Source organism: Vibrio sp. ABH4_348 (assembly GCF_056159765.1).
Genome location: NZ_JBSWVW010000001.1, coordinates 2,266,598 through 2,284,723, shown reverse-complemented (window position 1 = coordinate 2,284,723; position 18,126 = coordinate 2,266,598). Strand labels below are relative to the sequence as shown.

The 18,126-nt window shown below is 45.7% G+C and carries 16 protein-coding genes; 10 read left to right on the top strand and 6 right to left on the bottom strand.

Going from position 1 to position 18,126, the window contains the following annotated elements:
- Nucleotides 1-156: 156 nt before the first annotated feature.
- The gene (locus ACXAFJ_RS10470; protein WP_475323265.1) at nucleotides 157-597 is read right to left on the bottom strand and encodes a CBS domain-containing protein; all 441 of its coding nucleotides are present in this window, start codon (nucleotides 595-597) and stop codon (nucleotides 157-159) included.
- A 330-nt stretch (nucleotides 598-927) separates the two neighbouring features.
- On the opposite strand from ACXAFJ_RS10470, the gene queA reads away from it, so the two are divergent.
- From queA to mepA, 7 genes are all read left to right on the top strand, one after another.
- On the top strand, nucleotides 928-1,983 hold the full coding sequence (queA, locus tag ACXAFJ_RS10465) for a tRNA preQ1(34) S-adenosylmethionine ribosyltransferase-isomerase QueA (protein ID WP_475323263.1): 1,056 nt from the start codon (nucleotides 928-930) through the stop codon (nucleotides 1,981-1,983).
- A gap of 127 nt (nucleotides 1,984-2,110) precedes the next feature.
- Nucleotides 2,111-3,247: a tRNA guanosine(34) transglycosylase Tgt gene (gene tgt, locus ACXAFJ_RS10460; protein ID WP_475323262.1), complete on the top strand. Its 1,137-nt coding sequence runs from the start codon at nucleotides 2,111-2,113 to the stop codon at nucleotides 3,245-3,247.
- Between the two features lie 126 nt (nucleotides 3,248-3,373).
- Entirely contained in the window at nucleotides 3,374-3,700 is a 327-nt protein-coding gene (gene yajC / locus ACXAFJ_RS10455; protein WP_475323260.1) for a preprotein translocase subunit YajC, read from the top strand.
- Nucleotides 3,701-3,722: 22 nt separating this feature from the next.
- The gene (gene secD, locus ACXAFJ_RS10450) at nucleotides 3,723-5,579 is read left to right on the top strand and encodes a protein translocase subunit SecD (RefSeq protein WP_475323259.1); all 1,857 of its coding nucleotides are present in this window, start codon (nucleotides 3,723-3,725) and stop codon (nucleotides 5,577-5,579) included.
- 13 nt (nucleotides 5,580-5,592) lie between these two features.
- Nucleotides 5,593-6,540: a protein translocase subunit SecF gene (gene secF, locus ACXAFJ_RS10445; protein WP_475323257.1), complete on the top strand. Its 948-nt coding sequence runs from the start codon at nucleotides 5,593-5,595 to the stop codon at nucleotides 6,538-6,540.
- 148 nt (nucleotides 6,541-6,688) lie between these two features.
- Nucleotides 6,689-7,024: a DUF1904 domain-containing protein gene (locus tag ACXAFJ_RS10440; protein ID WP_475323256.1), complete on the top strand. Its 336-nt coding sequence runs from the start codon at nucleotides 6,689-6,691 to the stop codon at nucleotides 7,022-7,024.
- A 142-nt stretch (nucleotides 7,025-7,166) separates the two neighbouring features.
- On the top strand, nucleotides 7,167-7,985 hold the full coding sequence (mepA, locus tag ACXAFJ_RS10435) for a penicillin-insensitive murein endopeptidase (RefSeq protein WP_475324109.1): 819 nt from the start codon (nucleotides 7,167-7,169) through the stop codon (nucleotides 7,983-7,985).
- Nucleotides 7,986-8,016: 31 nt separating this feature from the next.
- Here mepA and ACXAFJ_RS10430 read toward each other — a convergent pair whose 3' ends face one another.
- The 3 genes from ACXAFJ_RS10430 to rdgC all read right to left on the bottom strand — a co-directional run bounded on the left by ACXAFJ_RS10430 (nucleotide 8,017) and on the right by rdgC (nucleotide 10,962).
- Complete coding sequence (locus ACXAFJ_RS10430; RefSeq protein WP_475323255.1) at nucleotides 8,017-8,271, bottom strand: YfhL family 4Fe-4S dicluster ferredoxin; 255 nt, start codon at nucleotides 8,269-8,271, stop codon at nucleotides 8,017-8,019.
- 190 nt (nucleotides 8,272-8,461) lie between these two features.
- Nucleotides 8,462-9,877: a prephenate-dependent tRNA uridine(34) hydroxylase TrhP gene (gene trhP, locus ACXAFJ_RS10425; RefSeq protein ID WP_475323253.1), complete on the bottom strand. Its 1,416-nt coding sequence runs from the start codon at nucleotides 9,875-9,877 to the stop codon at nucleotides 8,462-8,464.
- A 161-nt stretch (nucleotides 9,878-10,038) separates the two neighbouring features.
- Entirely contained in the window at nucleotides 10,039-10,962 is a 924-nt protein-coding gene (gene rdgC, locus ACXAFJ_RS10420) for a recombination-associated protein RdgC (RefSeq protein ID WP_475323252.1), read from the bottom strand.
- Nucleotides 10,963-11,221: 259 nt separating this feature from the next.
- Between rdgC and phoB the strand changes: the two genes are divergently transcribed.
- Genes phoB through ACXAFJ_RS10405 form a run of 3 tightly spaced genes read left to right on the top strand, consistent with a single transcriptional unit; the run spans nucleotide 11,222 to nucleotide 14,263 of the window.
- Entirely contained in the window at nucleotides 11,222-11,911 is a 690-nt protein-coding gene (gene phoB, locus ACXAFJ_RS10415) for a phosphate regulon transcriptional regulator PhoB (RefSeq protein WP_475323250.1), read from the top strand.
- Between the two features lie 32 nt (nucleotides 11,912-11,943).
- Nucleotides 11,944-13,245: a phosphate regulon sensor histidine kinase PhoR gene (gene phoR, locus ACXAFJ_RS10410; RefSeq protein ID WP_475323249.1), complete on the top strand. Its 1,302-nt coding sequence runs from the start codon at nucleotides 11,944-11,946 to the stop codon at nucleotides 13,243-13,245.
- A gap of 13 nt (nucleotides 13,246-13,258) precedes the next feature.
- The gene (locus ACXAFJ_RS10405) at nucleotides 13,259-14,263 is read left to right on the top strand and encodes a PstS family phosphate ABC transporter substrate-binding protein (RefSeq protein WP_475323247.1); all 1,005 of its coding nucleotides are present in this window, start codon (nucleotides 13,259-13,261) and stop codon (nucleotides 14,261-14,263) included.
- Between the two features lie 20 nt (nucleotides 14,264-14,283).
- Here the strand turns inward: ACXAFJ_RS10405 and ppx are convergent, their stop codons facing one another.
- Nucleotides 14,284-15,789 (bottom strand): exopolyphosphatase, encoded by a 1,506-nt coding sequence (ppx, locus tag ACXAFJ_RS10400; protein WP_475323246.1) that lies wholly within the window; start codon nucleotides 15,787-15,789, stop codon nucleotides 14,284-14,286.
- The gene (gene ppk1, locus ACXAFJ_RS10395) at nucleotides 15,782-17,869 is read right to left on the bottom strand and encodes a polyphosphate kinase 1 (RefSeq protein WP_475323245.1); all 2,088 of its coding nucleotides are present in this window, start codon (nucleotides 17,867-17,869) and stop codon (nucleotides 15,782-15,784) included. The genes ppx and ppk1 overlap by 8 nt, the downstream gene beginning before the upstream one ends.
- Nucleotides 17,870-18,126 lie beyond the last annotated feature (257 nt).

Sequence of the window (18,126 nt, the reverse complement as noted above, 5' to 3'; positions counted from 1 at the left end):
TGACGGCTACACTATTATTTATAGCAATTAACTGAGAGTTTGCTTAATAATGGTGCGTGTTTTTGCAGTGTATAACCAAGGGCAAAAAGAAAGATTATTCAAATCAAATTGATACAGTAAAAACAGTGACCGATAGAAGCTTCGGTTATCAAGTTTCTACCAGCTTTCCTCAGGGTCTGACTCTTCCTGCAGTTCAATTAGACTAATGGCAATCGAGACAAAATCTGTATCTGTGATAATGCCAATGAGTTTGCGTTGTTCTACCACAGGTAAGCAGCCAATTTTGTGTTTTTGCATCAAAATGGCGCACTGTTTCAAACCCGCTTTGGGAGCAACAGTAATTAAGTTTTTGCCCATCACACTTTCAAGGGAAGAAGCGAGCGCAATAGAAGGGTTAATAGCAGTGGGTTGTAGTTTAGAATCTTGCGCGGCGAGTACATCTCTATGGCTAATTATGCCTTCCAATCTGTTTTGTTCATCCACGATTGGCACATGCCGAATGTCGTGCGATTCCATTATGGATATAGCGTCTTGCAGGGTATCTGAGCGCAGTAGCGTGTGCGGTTGACGCGTCATCATGTCTTCGATTTTGATCATGATAGCCTCCGTTGGGCATTAGCCTGTGTGGTTTAGTTAACTCAATTCAATGTTCTCTATTGGTGTTTCTTTAAATTTAGAACCTAGCTATTTTGTTCAATGCGACTAATGTCGCTAATTACTAAATTGCTTAGTTACAATTAACGTCGGATTATCGGTTGTCTTTGTCACGACTCAATCTATACTATGCCGCTGCTAAAAATTTGTTCATTTCGGTTTTAAGGCTTACCCAAAGTCGGGATAGCGGCACCGGTTAACCGAGATGTTTACTGCTTGTTGTTAGCGTATCTAACAACGAGATACTTTTTCACTGATGTAAGACAAAAACCCATGCAAGTATCCGATTTTCATTTTGATTTACCTGACGAACTGATAGCGCGTTACCCTCAGCCAGAGCGTACCGCAAGTCGATTGTTGCAGCTGGATGGCAACACCGGCTCGCTGACTGACGGTACGTTTAAAGATGTGATTGATCAGCTCAATCCTGGCGACTTAATGGTGTTTAACAATACACGCGTGATCCCTGCACGAGTATTTGGTCGCAAAGAGTCGGGCGGTAAGTTAGAGATTTTGGTTGAGCGCATGCTCGATGAGACCAGCTTGCTTGCTCATGTTCGCTGCTCCAAGTCACCAAAACCAGGCAGCATTATCTTTTTAGGCGAGAGTGACGAGTTTCAAGCTGAAATGGTTAAGCGTCACGACGCGCTGTTTGAGTTAAAAATTCTAGGTGAAAAAAGCATTCTTGAAGTGCTGGAAAGTGTGGGGCATATGCCATTGCCACCTTATATTGATCGCCCAGATGAAGACTCAGACAAAGAGCGCTATCAAACGGTTTACAATGAAAAACCGGGTGCGGTGGCGGCGCCGACTGCTGGTCTTCATTTTGATGAAAAGCTGCTTGCAGATATCAAAGCCAAGGGTGTTGAATTTGCGTACGTCACGCTGCACGTTGGCGCTGGCACTTTCCAACCTGTAAAGGTTGATAACATCCAAGAGCATCACATGCACGCCGAATACGTTGAAGTATCGCAAGAGGTGGTGGATGCGATTGCGGCCACCAAACAGCGAGGTGGTCGGGTAATTGCGGTCGGTACAACCTCAGTTCGCTCTTTAGAAAGTGCAGCTCAAGAATCTAAGAAAAAAGGTACCAACTTAGCGCCTTTGTTTGGTGACACAGAAATCTTTATTTACCCAGGTTACCAATACCAAGTGGTAGACAGCCTAATCACTAACTTCCACTTGCCTGAATCTACGTTAATTATGTTGGTAAGTGCTTTTGCTGGTTACGACAATACGATGGCCGCTTACCAACATGCGGTGAATGAGAAATACCGCTTCTTTAGCTACGGTGACGCTATGTTCATCAACAAGCAAACCAAAAGCTAAGCGCCAGTGAAAATACTCGGGTATAATCCCGTGCTGAGATTGATGAAATAGATTCATCGCTAAGGTGTCGGACATATTCCGGCACTTTTTGTTTTGTCAGACTGTTTCTCTGACATCTGGAGGTACAATGAAACTCAAATTTGAACTGAAAATGAACGATGGTACGGCGCGTCGTGGTCAATTGACCTTTGAGCGTGGCACAGTACAAACCCCAGCATTTATGCCAGTAGGTACCTACGGTACGGTTAAAGGAATGACCCCTGAAGAGGTTAAAGGTACCGGTGCGGAAATCTTGTTGGGCAATACTTTTCACTTGTGGCTACGCCCTGGCCAAGAAATCATGAAGATGCACGGTGACTTGCACGATTTCATGAACTGGCACGGTCCAATCTTGACTGACTCAGGCGGTTTCCAAGTATTTAGCTTGGGCGACATTCGCAAAATCACCGAAGAAGGTGTGCATTTCCGCAATCCGGTCAACGGTGACAAAATTTTCATGGATGCAGAAAAATCCATGGAAATTCAGAAAGATCTAGGCTCAGACGTCGTAATGATTTTTGATGAATGTACGCCATACCCTGCGACGCATTCGGAAGCCAAAAAATCGATGGAAATGTCACTGCGCTGGGCTCAGCGTTCGCGCGATCATTTCGACAAGCTAGAAAACCCCAATTCTCTATTTGGTATTGTTCAGGGCAGTGTTTACCCAGATTTGCGTGACGCTTCTGTTAAAGGCCTTACGGACATCGGTTTTGACGGTTATGCGGTAGGTGGTCTTGCCGTTGGTGAGCCAAAAGAAGAGATGCACAAGGTGCTTGAGCATACTTGTCCTCAATTGCCAGAAGACAAGCCTCGTTACTTGATGGGTGTTGGTAAACCTGAAGACTTAGTTGAAGGCGTTCGTCGTGGTATTGATATGTTTGACTGTGTGATGCCAACTCGTAACGCGCGTAACGGTCATCTGTTTGTGACTGGCGGTGTGATTAAGATTCGCAATGCCAAACACAAGAACGACACGTCGCCACTTGATCCGCATTGTGATTGCTACACCTGTCAGAATTATTCTAAAGCGTATCTTCATCACCTTGATCGCTGTAACGAAATTTTGGGTGCGCGTTTAAATACCATCCATAACTTACGTTATTATCAGCGCCTGATGGAAAGCATCCGCCAAGCGATTGATGAAGACCGTTTCGACCAGTTTGTAGAAGAGTTCTACGCTCGTCGTGACCGCGAAGTCCCACCAATTGGTTCTGGTGAATAAGATAAAAACTAATCAAACGCGCGTCATTTTTGAGATTGCGATCGCTATTCAAGTAATTGCTCGTTGAATCTGACGCCAACTACCCCAAGTTGTGGGGTATCAATAAACATCATAGAGGAATAGTACATGTTTATTTCCAAGGCATACGCTCAAGCTGAAGGTGCAGCAGGTGGCGGTTTCGAAATGGTGATCATGCTAGCCATGTTCGCTGTTATTTTTTACTTCATGATTTACCGCCCACAAGCAAAGCGCGCAAAAGAGCATAAGAATCTAATGGCGTCGATGTCAAAAGGGGATGAAGTACTCACTGGTGGTGGTCTTGTTGGCAAAATCACAAAAATCTCTGAAGACAATGACTACATCTCGATTGAACTGAACTTGAACAACGAAGTTGTGATCAAGAAAGACTTTGTTTCAGCTGTATTGCCAAAAGGTACGCTGAAGTCTCTATAAGAACGGCTTAAGGATGTTTGCTGTGCTAAACCGTTATCCTTTGTGGAAGTACCTGATGGTGGTGTTAACCATCGCAGTTGCAGCGTTATACGCAATTCCAAATCTATACGGTGAAGATCCAGCTATTCAAATTACAGGGGCGCGTGGCGCCTCTGTTGATTTGGCAACGCTGGATACTGTCACTCAAACCCTAAATCAAAAAGGGTTGTCTCAAAAATCAATTGCTCTCGAAGAAGGTTCAATCCTAGTTCGATTCAACGACACCGACACGCAGATTAACGCGCGTGACGTACTGTTAGAATCGCTTGGTCGAGACGTTGTTGTTGCCCTCAACCTGGCACCTGCTACACCTAACTGGTTGGATAGTATAGGTGCAGCGCCAATGAAACTTGGCTTGGATTTGCGCGGTGGTGTTCACTTCTTGATGGAAGTGGATATGGACGCAGCAATGGAAAAATTGGTTGGTCAGCAAGAAGAAGCGTTCCGCAGCGAATTGCGCGAAGAACGAATTCGTTACCGTTCTATCCGTCCAGCTGATGCTGGAGGAGTGGAAGTGGTTTTGCGTAATGCAGAGCAGCTTGCTCAGGCAAAACAGCTGCTTGAAGAAAAACACCCTGACATGATTTTTGTTGATTCAGAGCGCAATGGTAATTTTTCTCTCGTTGCCACCTTTACTGAACAACGTATTCAAGAAATTCGCAATTACGCGGTTGAACAAAACATTACCATTTTGCGTAACCGTGTAAATGAACTTGGTGTTGCCGAGCCTCTAGTGCAGCGTCAAGGTGCCTCTCGTATTGTTGTGCAACTTCCAGGTGTTCAAGATACCGCTCGTGCTAAGGAAATCCTTGGTGCAACTGCGACACTAGAATTCCGTGAAGTTGACGAGCGTGCAGATATCGCTGCGGCAGCGCAAGGCCGTGTGCCAGCTGGTAGCGAAGTTAAGCTTGACCGTGATGGTCGTCCAGTTGTGCTTAAAAAGCGCGTGATTCTATCGGGCTCGAGCATCACTGATGCGAGCTCAAGTGTCGATGAGTACGGTCGTCCGCAAGTAAATATCAGCCTAGATAGCGAAGGCGGCAATAAGATGTCAGCGTTCTCTAAGAACAACGTTGGCAAATTGATGGCCACGGTATTTGCTGAGTACAAAGACAGCGGTAAGCGTAACGACGAAGGTCGAGTCATCCTCGACAAACACGAAGAAGTGATTAACCAAGCGACGATTCAAACTGCATTGGGTTCTTCGTTCCGTATTACCGGAATTGACTCTACAGCCGAAGCTCATAACCTTGCGCTACTGCTTCGTGCAGGTGCGTTGATTGCGCCAATCTCGATTGTTGAAGAACGTACCATTGGCCCATCTATGGGTGCACAAAACATCAGTATGGGTGTACAAGCCTGTATCTGGGGTATGGTAATGGTGATGCTGTTTACTTTGATTTACTACCGCAGCTTTGGTGTGATTGCGAATGTGGCATTGGCAGTAAACCTAGTGTTGATCATTGGTGTTATGTCGATGATTCCAGGAGCAACCATGACCCTACCTGGTATTGCGGGTATCGTATTGACGGTAGGTATGGCAGTCGACGCCAACGTTCTGATATTTGAACGTATTCGTGAAGAACTGCGCGAGGGACGAAACCCTCAACAAGCCATTCACCAAGGTTACGCTAACGCATTTAGCACCATTGCAGATGCGAACATCACTACCTTGATTACGGCGATCATTCTATTCGCCGTTGGTACTGGTGCTATCAAAGGTTTCGCAGTTACGCTGTCGATTGGTATTTTGACCTCTATGTTTACCGCTATTATTGGTACACGTTGTATCGTGAACCTGATGTACGGTGGTAAGCGATTGAGCAAGCTGTCGATATAGAATTGGAAGAGTTATGTTTCAGATTTTAAGAACAACCAATACTATCGATTTTATGCGCTGGTCGAAGCTGGCGATTGTATTGTCGGCTTTGATGATTGGTGCATCGATTTTTACCTTATCCACGAAATGGCTTAACTGGGGACTGGATTTTACCGGTGGTACCCTGATTGAAGTCGGTTTTGAGCAGCCCGCTGATTTGGAGAAAATCCGAAGCTCGCTAGAGGCAACAGGATTTGGCGACGCGACAGTTCAAAACTTTGGTACGGCGCGTGATGTACTGGTTCGTCTGCAACCTCGTGAAGGTGTTGCTGGCGAAACTTTGGGTAACCAGATCTTGGACGCGATTCGCTCTGGTACGGGTGAAAACGTTGAAATGCGTCGTATCGAGTTTGTGGGTCCCAATGTTGGTGATGAGCTGACAGAAGCAGGTGGCTTGGCAATCCTAGTTTCCTTGATCTGTATCTTGCTTTACGTATCGATGCGATTCCAGTGGCGTCTCGCGGCCGGTGCGGTATTAGCACTGGCTCACGATGTCATTATTACACTTGGCATATTCTCACTACTGCAAATTGAAGTGGACCTGACCATTGTTGCGGCATTGCTGACGGTTGTTGGTTACTCATTGAACGATACCATCGTTGTATTTGACCGTATTCGTGAGAACTTCCGCAAGATGCGCAAAGGTGAACCAACAGAGGTCATCAACAGCTCTGTGACTCAAACCTTGAGCCGTACCTTGATTACCTCAGGTACCACAATGTTCGTAGTCATTGCCTTGTTTACCCAAGGCGGTGCCATGATTCACGGTTTTGCTACCGCTCTGCTATTGGGTATTACGGTTGGTACGTACTCGTCTATCTACGTGGCATCAAACCTTGCGTTGAAACTGGGTATTACTAAAGAACATCTAATGCCACCTGAAGTAGAAAAAGAAGGTGCTGAGTTCGACGAAATGCCTTAGAAAGCCATTTCGGTATAACTTTCAAAAACCGCTGTTTGTTCAGCGGTTTTTTTATACATCCATTTCTGTGGAATCAAGTGTATTTGTCGAACATGGAGATAGGCGTATACTGCTGTTGAGCAATATAAAAAAACAAAAGGAAGTAACAATGCCACACCTACGATTTCGAGCAGTCGAACCGCAAACGGTCCAAGCCCTGTCCAAAACCATTACCGATGAACTACAACCATTAATGGATTGTCCTCGCGAGGATTTCACCTTTGAATACATCTACACGACCTTTTTTAGTGAAGGGGAAGTGGATAGCGCGTACCCGTTTGTTGAAGTACTGTGGTTTGAGCGTGGCCAAGAAGCACAAGATGCGTGCGCACAAGAAATTACTAAACAAGTTCGTGATCTGGTTGGTGAAAATGTGGATGTGGCAGTCATCTTTACCGCACTTAAGCCCAATCAGTACTACGATAATGCCAATCACTACGGTTAATTGCCGGGTCATTTATCCCTAGTGAACATGATTCACTAGGGAGGCTAATGTGCAATTCTTTGATCGTCTGTATACTCAATTCAAACAATCACCTAGTTTTAAAGCGCTATTACACCTTTGGACTGGATTTTCCCAAAAGCTAATCGTCTCTTCTGTTGTATCACTCTTTTCATTTTCGACATCTGCTTCTACCCATTGGGAGCAAGTTTCACACCCGTGGAATGCTTCTCCTAGTTCTGTGGGGAGTTATGCCAATGGCTGTTTACAGGGTGCTAAGGCCTTGCCAGAAATCGGTGTTGGTTATCAAATTCTGCGGCCTCAACGAGCTCGTTACTACGGTCATCCAGAAACCATCAGTTTTGTAGAGCAGTTGGCACAAGGTGTTTTTGAAAGTCAGGGGATTCAGATTCTGATTGGTGATATTTCGCTACCACAAGGCGGGCGATTTTCGTCCGGTCATTCCAGTCATCAAACCGGACTCGATGTCGATATTTGGCTTCGATTAGAACAGGGCAGGTTGTCTGATTCCGAATTGAGTAAACCGGAGCCGATCAGTTTGGTTGACTTGAAAGCCTACAAATTGAAAAAAAACTTGTGGCAAGAGCAGCATATGGACTTGGTGAAAACGGCGGCATTAGACAAGCGAGTCGCCAGAATATTTGTTCACCCTGTCATCAAAGAAAAGCTATGCCAAGCTGAACAACAAGAAAGAGATTGGTTACGAAAGGTTAGGCCTTGGTGGGGGCATCACTACCACATGCACGTCAGATTATCGTGCCCAGAAGGCAGTGTGTCTTGTCAAAATCAAGCAATGCCACCAGAGGGTGATGGCTGTGGGCAAGAGTTGTTAAGTTGGCGTCCTCAGCCTAAGAGCATCGACAAACCAAGTACTAAGGTGGCCAAAAAACGAAAACCTAAGATTCCACCTGAAATTTGTCAGAAGATGATGAGTGACTCTTAAGCTAACCTTTGAGCAACACAGTCTCGAATGACTAAGCTAGACCTTGAATAACCACAAACTTTTCTAGTAATTGCTCTTCCGTTTCAACATTGTCGGGGTCGACAATAATACACTTGGTAATTGGGCACACCGACTGACAGGTTGGTTTTTCGTAGTGGCCTTTGCATTCGGTACACAGCAGAGGATCGATCTCGTAGATTTCATCGCCCATTGTGATAGCGCCATTTGGACACTCGGGATCACACATGTCACAGTTGATGCAGGAATCAGTGATTATTAAAGCCATAGTGGTACTCAATCTTGTAACGCACAGGGTACTCGCGATCCATTCGAGCACACTAAAATCTAAGGTCGAGAATTTACCATATTCTCAGCGGCGGCCCAAATCTTGGCGACAAAGAGAACAAGTGAAGGGATTTTCTCCCTTCACTTAACGCGAGCCGCTTATCTAGTTTTCACTAATAATTAGCTTAGTCTTAAGCACTTTTTGCCGTTGGGTTTCTTGTATCGCGACCTTCAGGAAGGTTGCGCATAAGCAGTGCAAAGTTAAGATCGAGATCTTCTGGGACAGGGATAAACACGAAGTGGCCGTTGCCTTTGGCATCGTCAATCACTTGGGATTTTCGGTTTTCCATTTGCTCCAGTTTAAAGATCACGTTGCCTTTTGGTGTCATCAGCTCAAGCGTATCACCCACGCAGAACTTGTTTTTCACTTCAACTTCTACCAATTCACCACGGCGTTTACCGGTAAACTCGCCAACAAATTGCTGAGAGTTCGATACAGAGTAGCCGTAGTCGTAGTTTTGATAACTGTCATGAGTATGGCGACGCAAGAAACCTTCGGTATAGCCACGGTGTGCCAAGCTCTCTAGAGTCGACATCAGAGTCTCATCAAACGGCTTGCCAGCAACGGCATCATCGATGGCTTTGCGATAAACCTGAGCGGTACGAGCACAGTAGTAGAAAGACTTAGTACGGCCCTCAATCTTAAGTGAATGAACACCCATCTTAGTCAGGCGATCAACGTGTTGAATGGCACGTAAGTCCTTAGAGTTCATGATGTAAGTGCCGTGTTCATCTTCGAATGCGGCCATTTTCTCTTCTGGCTTATGGCTTTCAGATAACAACACAACTTCGTCCGTTGGCTTACCGGCACCAATGGTGGTTTCCGGACGTTCCTCTTGAACTTCAATGGCTTGAGCTTGCTGAGATGTTGGATCAAACTGCTCAACAATTTGACCCGTTGTTGCATCTTCTTTTCCTTGCTCGACCTTGTATTCCCAACGACACGCATTGGTACAGGTGCCTTGGTTAGGATCGCGTTTGTTCATGTAGCCAGACAACAAACAGCGTCCCGAGTAGGCCATACATAGTGCACCGTGAACAAAGACTTCCAGTTCCGTTTCAGGGCACTGTTTACGAATTTCTTCGATTTCTTCTAGTGACAATTCACGAGAAACAATGACACGTTCGACACCTTGTGACGCCCAGAACTTAACCGTCGCCCAGTTTACCGCATTGGCCTGTACCGAAAGGTGAATAGCCATGTCAGGAAAAGCTTCGCGTACCATCATGATGAGACCTGGATCAGACATAATTAGCGCGTCTGGGCCCATATCAATCACGGGTTTTAAATCGCGGATAAAGGTTTTGAGTTTTGAGTTATGCGGTTGAATGTTACACACCACATAGAACTTTTTGCCTTGAGCGTGGGCTTCATCAATACCGATTTTTAAGTTCTCGTGGTTAAACTCATTGTTGCGAACACGTAGGCTGTATCTAGGCTGACCGGCATATACTGCATCGGCACCGTAGGCAAAAGCGTAACGCATGTTTTTTAAGCTACCCGCCGGTGACAATAGCTCCGGTACAAAAGGTGTGTCATTGCTCATGTTAAATCTCTTTTTCAGTCTGATTTCAAGTCAGGGTCATTCCACCTAGTGGAATTCGGGTGGCGAATTTTACGTGAAAACCACAATTAGGGAAAGGGGATTGGGTATATCACAAAAAAACAGCCCACCAAGGTGGGCTGTTAACAGATTCTTGAGCTAGATTATGATGTCGCTGAGTTAGACTCTGGTAGTCCACCGAGAGCTTGATAAAGCTGAGGCAAGAAGATGGATAACTCCCCACACAGCAAAGAAAAGTCTGCGTCTAAGCGAGCAGCTTGATCTTCACGAGGGATATCTTCATTTTCATCACGAAGGTCGTCACTAAACTTGAGGCGTTTGATAGAAGCATCATCCGCTAACACAAATTCTAGTTTGCCAGACCAATCTAGCGCGAGTTTAGTTACCACTTTGTTAGCATCAATATGCTGGCGAATTTCGTCGCTGGTGAGTTCTTGGTTTTTAACTTTGACAATGCCGCCATCTTCTTGGACTGAACGAAGTTCTGCTTCTTCTAACAAAGAAAAACCAGTCGGCGCATCGCCATTTACCACCCATTGAGTTAGGTTGGTTTCGATGGCTTGCTCAGGAATAGCCGGTACTACAGGCAAGCTACCCATAGATTTTCTCAGTAACGCTAGCACTTCTTCGGCTTTTTTGTAGCTTCCAGTATCGACAATAATCAACTGTTCTTTGGGGAGAATAATGACCGGGATGTGAGCACTTCGACTGAATGCTCTTGGCAGAAGATCCATCACAATGTCAGCTTTTAGGTTGTCTTTTTCTTTTTTCTTAAGAGGACGACCTTCTTGTGCTTCCAGTGCATTGATCTTTTCATTTAATGAATCTTTGATGACAGAAGCAGGTAGCATTTTTTCTTCTTTGCGCGCTTTAATCAGCAAGCGACCTTCAGAAACATGGGTAAGCATATCGCCGTGTTGACCCAGCGCCGATACCCAACCAAATTTTTGTTTGTCTTGGCTGCCACATGGCGTGAAACGAAATTCTTGCAGTTGTTTTTCTAACTCATCTGCATTGAAAGAAATGTCGCGATTGAATCGGTAAACCAGCGCATTTTTAAACCACATAGTATGTCTCTAGCCATTAAACGGCTGGCTATAATAGGCAATTTCACCTGTTTTGTCTCAGCGCTTTTCCAAAAACATAAGGTCAACATGCCTTAGCCCAAATCCTTGTACTTTAGGCGACAGTTCTATGAAAATTTGTTTTCAGAGGTCACAAAAGTGTCATAATTGCTGGTAATAATGCTCATAGTTGCAAACACTTAACTCTGAGTGAAACCCGTATTGACGCTCAGAATTATCAACCCAATTAAAGGTTTCAATTATGTCGAGAAGGATTTTGGTTGTTGAAGATGAAGCGCCGATTCGCGAGATGCTTTGTTTTGTTCTTGAGCAAAAAGGTTATCAAGCGGTCGAAGCGGAAGATTACGACACCGCGGTTCACAAATTGGCTGAACCTTTTCCTGATCTAGTGTTATTGGATTGGATGTTGCCGGGTGGTAGTGGCATTAATTTTATCAAACACATGAAACGCGAAGAGCTGACTCGTAACATTCCAGTCGTGATGTTGACGGCGCGTGGTGAAGAAGAAGATAAGGTTCGCGGACTTGAAGTGGGCGCGGACGACTACATCACTAAGCCGTTTTCACCTAAAGAGTTAGTCGCTCGTTTAAAAGCCGTGATTCGTCGTGTTACGCCAACAGCATTGGAAGATGTGATTGACGTACAAGGTCTACGTCTCGATCCAGTTTCTCACCGCGTCACGGTAAACGATGAAGCGCTAGACATGGGTCCTACAGAGTTTAAAATGCTGCACTTCTTTATGACGCACCAAGAGCGCGTATACAGCCGTGAGCAATTGTTAAACAATGTTTGGGGCACCAATGTTTATGTGGAAGATCGCACCGTTGACGTTCACATTAGACGTTTGCGCAAAGCACTAGAAGGTGCGGGACATGACAAATTAGTCCAGACGGTTCGCGGCGCTGGGTATCGCTTTTCAACCAAAGCCTGATACTCACGCGACTACCTGTAATGGAGAGGTAAGTGGTAGAAAAGTTATCGTGGAAAAGGCTGGCTTGGGAGCTGGCTTTTTTTTACACCCCTTGGGTCATTTTAGGTTGGCTGTTTGGTCATATGTCGTGGCTGCTTTTGGCGGCGACTGTGATTCAGCTGCTGTGGCACCTCAATAATCAAGTTCGCTTGGCGAACTGGCTCTGGGATGACAAACGCCTTACCCCTCCTTCTGGTTCGGGCAATTGGGAACACCTGTTTAACGGTATTTACCGAATGCAGCAGCGTCATCGACGCAAGCGCAAAGAGTTAACCAACTTGATTCGCCGATTTAGAAATGGTGCAGAATCCTTGCCAGATGCGGTCGTGGTGTTTCGCAGTGAAGGTAACATCGTTTGGTGCAACAAGCTGGCGCAAAACATTCTAGGGTTTCGCTGGCCTGACGATGCCGGTCAGCCGATTTCTAACCTCATTCGCACTCCCGACTTTATTAAATACCTCAGCAAAAACGACTTTTCTGAGCCTTTGGAAATGCGTTCTCCCCTTAACATTGAACGGCTACTAGAGCTTCGTATCGTGCCTTACACCGAAGGTGAGCATTTGATGGTAGTACGCGACGTGAGTCAGGTAAAACAGTTGGAAGGCATGCGCCGCAACTTTTTTGCCAATGTGTCTCACGAGCTGAGAACACCGATGACGGTGCTACAAGGCTATCTTGAAATGACGCAAGATCCTGAGATGGTGGTTGGCCCAATGTGGACTAAAGCACATGGGGTAATGACTGAGCAGTTAAACCGCATGAACAGTTTAGTCAATCAGTTACTGACACTGTCCAAGATAGAAGCGGCGCCAATGCACAACCCCGATCAAGTGGTCAATGTACCGGATATGCTCGATGTGCTGGAAAAAGAAGCGGCGAGCTTAAGTGGCGACCAAGGACACGTGTTATCGTTTGATGTAGACCAGTCGCTGAAAGTATTGGGTGATGAAGATCAGTTGCGCAGTGCGATTTCTAATTTGGTTTACAACGCGGTGAAATACACACCAGCTGGCGCCAAGATCGATGTGAAGTGGTATCGAGACCTACAAGGGGCAACACTTGTGGTTCAAGATAGTGGAGAAGGGATTGAACCTCAGCACTTGCATCGTTTGACCGAACGTTTTTACCGAGTTGATAAAGCGCGCTCTCGCGATACCGGTGGTTCAGGACTCGGCCTAGCGATTGTTAAGCACGCTTTGACGCACCATGACTCGCACTTAGAAATCCACAGTGAAGTTGGAGTAGGAAGTCAGTTCTCCTTTGCCCTCCCTCATCGATTGGTTGTAGGGGCTTGATTGGATAATGGGATTGGGAAGTAAAATACTTGTTCTTAAGGTCAAACGAAGTTTACTGGCGTTGAGTCTAGTGCTGGTTTCACCCACCAGTTTGGCTCACCCAGAAGATCATCAAATACTTCCCGATTACCAAAAAGTCAGCGGTTTATCGGGCACGCTCACTAGTGTGGGCTCAGATACATTGGCAGGCATGGTGACCTTGTGGGTGGAAGAGTTTCAGCGCCGCTACCCAGGTGTTAAAGGGCAAGTTCAGGCGTCTGGTTCGGCCACTGCACCACCAGCTTTAACCGAGGGAACCGCACATTTTGGCCCTATGAGTCGGCCGATGCGCAACCGAGAGTTAGAAGCCTTTGAGTATGAACACGGTTATCGACCTACTGCATTGCGAGTAGCCATTGACGCAATTGGGATTTTTGTTCACCAAGACAACCCGATTGAAGGGCTAAATTTTTATCAACTGGATGGGATTTTTTCCACCACATTGCGCTGTGGCGCAGTAAGGCCGGTCAATACATGGTCTCAACTAGGCTTGGAATTTCATTGGGCACAGCGAAAAATCCAATTGTTTGGTCGTAATTCCGTATCTGGAACTTACGGTTATTTCAAAGGCAATGCACTGTGTGGCGGTGACTTTAAGAACAATGTGAACGAGCAACCGGGCTCTGCATCTGTGGTTCAATCGGTGGCTTCATCAATCAACAGTATTGGTTATTCAGGCGTTGGCTATAGTGTTACCGGGGTCAAGCTATTGCCGATTGCCCCAGCACAAAGCCAAAATTACATCTCGCCTTCCTACAAAAACATACTCAGTGGTGAGTACCCACTTTCTCGCTACCTGTATGTGTATATAAACAAACACCCAAACCAACCCCTATCGTTGATTCAATCAGAGTTCATTCGCTTTATCTATTCCCGCGAGGGGCAAGAGTTGGTCGAGAAAGATGGGTATGTACCCATCTCTACCGAATTTGCCCGTCAAGAGTTAGCAAAGGTTGGCTTAGACCGAGAAGCTGACTAGGGCAAATAGGGCAAATAGGGCTAATTGAAACTCAGTGACCAATCGGCGTTATTCCAATACTCTTGCTCGGTTTGCAAATCCGCATCGAGCAGCAAGTTGTTCTCCAACCAGTCATCCTGTTCACACGACAAATGCCAGACGTCGTGGTCATCGATTTTGAGGAAAAACTTGGGCAGTGGGTTATCGCTGCGTTGTCCGTTGACGACAATGGCTAGTCTCAAAATCTTAATCAGCGAGAGAATGTGTTTTTTCTTAAACAGCGTCAGTTCATTCATCTCTTTCAATTTGAGTGCTTTGCGCTGAAATCTTACTAAGGTTGCCAATACATTTTGTTGCTCGCGATTGAAGCCGGGCATATTGGTATGTTGCAAGATATAGGCGGAATGGCGATGAAAGGCTTGCAGACTAATGCTTAGCCCAACCTCGTGCAGTAGCGCCGACCATTGCAATAAATCGAACAATTGACCGCTTTTTTTTATGCCCAGTTGCTGATGAACTTGTAGAAAGAAGTCTTTAGCTTGTTTCTTGATTCGCTGTGCATGGTCGAGGTCTACCAGATGTTTGGCGGCCAGTGCCTCAGTGGTGCGCATGCGAATGTCAGTGCGCTGTAGTCGATCTTCCATTTCATAAAGAACGCCTTCGCGTAAAGCGCCTTCCGAAAAATGGACCTCATCGATTCCCAAGTCTTTAACGATTGCTTCTAAAATCGCGACTCCTGCGGGAAATACTGGTTTTCTCTCTTCCGTCAAACCGACCAAATCGATGTCTTCAATAAACTGCCACTGATGAAGCGTATCGATCAACGTCTGCAGGCGTTTCAAAGTGATGATGCCGTCTTCAAAGCCTAAGCCAATTAGAACTTCACGAATCGCTTTGATGGTACCGGACGAGCCATAAACCTTATTCCAGCCCATTTTTTTATAGCGGTGGATCATGGGCTCCAGTTTTTGCTCTGCGGCCAGGGAAGCTTTGGCGAAGTTTTTCTTGCTGAGTTTGCCATTGGGGAAGTAACGCTTGATGTAGCTGACACAGCCCATCTGTTTGCTGTTGGCAAGATTGACTTCAAAGCCAGTGCCAATCACGATTTCCGTGCTGCCGCCACCGATATCAATTACTAGAGTCGATTTGGTTTCTGGTTGGGTATGAGCAACCCCCAGATAAATCAGGCGCGCTTCTTCTACTCCGGGAATGATTTCAATTGGAAAAGGGAAAACGTCGCGGGCGCGCTGCAAAAACAGATGAGCGTTGCTGGCTTGACGAAGGGTATGAGTGGCAACGACGGCGACATCGTCCGGGTCATAGCCTTGCAGACGCTCGGCAAACATAGATAAACACTCTAAACCGCGATTCATCGATTCATGGTCTAAATTTTTTTGTTCATCGAGCCCTTCTGCCATTCGGACTCGTTGTTTGTGGCGACTGACTAATTGTAAGTTTGCCCCAACGACTTTGGCTGTCACCATGTGAAAGCTGTTGGAGCCCAAATCAATGGCCGCGATGTCGCGGCTATTTGTTAATTCATTCACTGAGACCGTCTTTATGTTTTCTCGATTGTTTTTCTACATTTTTAAGATAGTCATAAATGGCAATTTGTGAGCGAACTTTCTTGCGATTACCACGCGCCACATAGGTATTACTCATTTCTTTGTCTATCCATCGAGCTTTAACTGTATCGGTAAAGTGAATGTTAATGATATCAATAATTCGTTGTTTCAGACGTGGGTCACGCACTGGAGCACCAACTTCAATGCGATGGTCAATATTTCGCGTCATCCAGTCAGCGGACGAGATGTAAACTTGTGGGTCGCCATCATTGTGGCCAATGAATACCCGCGGGTGTTCGAGAAAACGGTCAACAATACTGATGATTTTGATGTTATCACTGATGCCTTCGATCCCTGGAACCAATGAGCACATGCCGCGGATGATCATTTTTATCTCAACCCCCGCGTTGCTCGCGCCGTAAAGTTTGTTGATCAAGCCTTTGTCGACTAAGTTGTTTACCTTAACGGTTAGCTGGGCTTTTTTGCCTTGTTTGGCAAACGCGATCTCATTGTCGATCAGTCGGTAGATTTGTTGGCGCGAGTTTCTCGGTGAAACAATCAAATGATTAAACTTAACCGGGCGATACGGCGTTTGTATGTAAACAAACACATTGCGCACTTCATTGGTAATATCCGGGTCAGCGGTTAACAGTGAAAAGTCGGTGTAGATCCTTGCGGTTTTCTCGTGAAAATTACCAGTACCAATATGAGCGTAGCGAACAATTTCTTCACCCTCACGGCGGCTGATCAGCAAGAGTTTGGAGTGGATTTTTAAGCCCGGCGCGCCAAAGACCACGTGAACGCCAGCTTCAGTTAGAATTTTCGACCACTCAATATTCGCTTCTTCATCAAATCTGGCTTGCAGCTCAACCACCACAGTGACGTTTTTGCCGTTGTGAACTGCATCGATCAGCGAGTTCATTAAGCGCGAGTCTTTGGCAACGCGGTAGACATTGATTTTAATCGACAGTACTTTCGGATCGAACGAGGCTTGTCTTACCCATTCGGTAATGTGTTCGAAGGTGTGGTAAGGGTAGTAAAGCAAAATGTCTTGCGCGCGAATGGCATCGAATTGGTTGGCGAAACCATCAAAATCGGCACAGCGAATTGGAGGCAAAGGTTTGTTTTCCAGATACTCACGGCCGACGTTTGGAAACGAAATAAAATCTTTGAAATTGTGGTAGCGAGCGCCGGGAATCAGACTGTCAAAGTTAGAAATCTTCAGCTTGTCACATAGGTAGGACAGCATTTCTTGTGGCATGTCTCGCTCGTACACAAAGCGCACCGGCATAGCGGTTAATCGTTGGCTTAATCCTTCCGACATTTGCTCAAGTAGGCTGTGCTCAACCTCATGACTCAAATCGTATTCGGCGTCGCGCGTCATTTTCATCGCGTAGCCATACAACTCCTCGTATTCAAAGAAGCCGCGAAACAGGTCGTCTAAACAATAACGGATAATGTTATCCAATAAGATGATGGTTTTGCGCCGCTTACCTTTCTGCTCTGGCACCATGACAAAGCGAGGCAAATGGTCAGTGGGGATTTCCACTAACGCGTACTGAGATTGTTCTGCATTTCTCATATCCACCGCGATGTAGGCATACTCATCTTTGAGGAATTCGAGTACATCAATGTCATCACGCATCAATAACGGGGTAATGTGAGGCAGCACTTCATTGCGGAAATATTTGCGGATCCACTTTTGTTGAGTGTCGGAGAGCTGAGTTTCGTTGACGAGAAAAATGCGACGGCGAGCCATTTCGCGAATCAGCTCTCCGTATAGTTCATCAAACTTGTCGTTGAGCTTTAACGCTTTGGATTGCATCTTGGTCAATAAATGCTTAGGAGCGTCATTACCACCGCGCTCTTGGTTGATCAAAATGCGACGCTTGACGTCAGCAAAACGAACTTTGTAAAACTCATCGAGGTTATTAGAAAAAATGCCCAAGAAGCGAATACGTTCAATCAGAGGGACGTTTTTGTCCGCCGCTTCTTGCAGCACACGCTCGTTAAACGAAAGCCAGCTTAGTTCTTTTTCAATGTATAGCTTTTCCACACTCATGGATTTTTTTACCTGTCATTGCCAACCGCGAATACAACAAAAAAAGCGTTTAAAAGATCTTGTTAGCCAAGAGGTTTGATTAACGTTGGATCAGTTCGTTTTTGCGAGAAGTTGCGTTGTGTATTAGCAAGGTAAGCAACGAGTATGACAATTTTATTTCAAACAATAATGACATGTGTTTCAGTGATTTATTCTCAACTGTAATATTATTGTCACCTTACCGAAATATTATAGCCTACGGAAATTAATACCTATTT

Coding starts and splice junctions, on each gene's coding strand:
- rdgC (WP_475323252.1), bottom strand. CDS start 10,962: ATGTGGTTTAAAAATGCGCTGGTTTACCGATTCAATCGCGACATTTCT.
- tgt (WP_475323262.1), top strand. CDS start 2,111: ATGAAACTCAAATTTGAACTGAAAATGAACGATGGTACGGCGCGTCGT.
- ACXAFJ_RS10430 (WP_475323255.1), bottom strand. CDS start 8,271: ATGGCTTTAATAATCACTGATTCCTGCATCAACTGTGACATGTGTGAT.
- yajC (WP_475323260.1), top strand. CDS start 3,374: ATGTTTATTTCCAAGGCATACGCTCAAGCTGAAGGTGCAGCAGGTGGC.
- ppk1 (WP_475323245.1), bottom strand. CDS start 17,869: ATGAGTGTGGAAAAGCTATACATTGAAAAAGAACTAAGCTGGCTTTCG.
- secF (WP_475323257.1), top strand. CDS start 5,593: ATGTTTCAGATTTTAAGAACAACCAATACTATCGATTTTATGCGCTGG.
- ACXAFJ_RS10440 (WP_475323256.1), top strand. CDS start 6,689: ATGCCACACCTACGATTTCGAGCAGTCGAACCGCAAACGGTCCAAGCC.
- ACXAFJ_RS10470 (WP_475323265.1), bottom strand. CDS start 597: ATGATCAAAATCGAAGACATGATGACGCGTCAACCGCACACGCTACTG.
- queA (WP_475323263.1), top strand. CDS start 928: ATGCAAGTATCCGATTTTCATTTTGATTTACCTGACGAACTGATAGCG.
- trhP (WP_475323253.1), bottom strand. CDS start 9,877: ATGAGCAATGACACACCTTTTGTACCGGAGCTATTGTCACCGGCGGGT.
- phoB (WP_475323250.1), top strand. CDS start 11,222: ATGTCGAGAAGGATTTTGGTTGTTGAAGATGAAGCGCCGATTCGCGAG.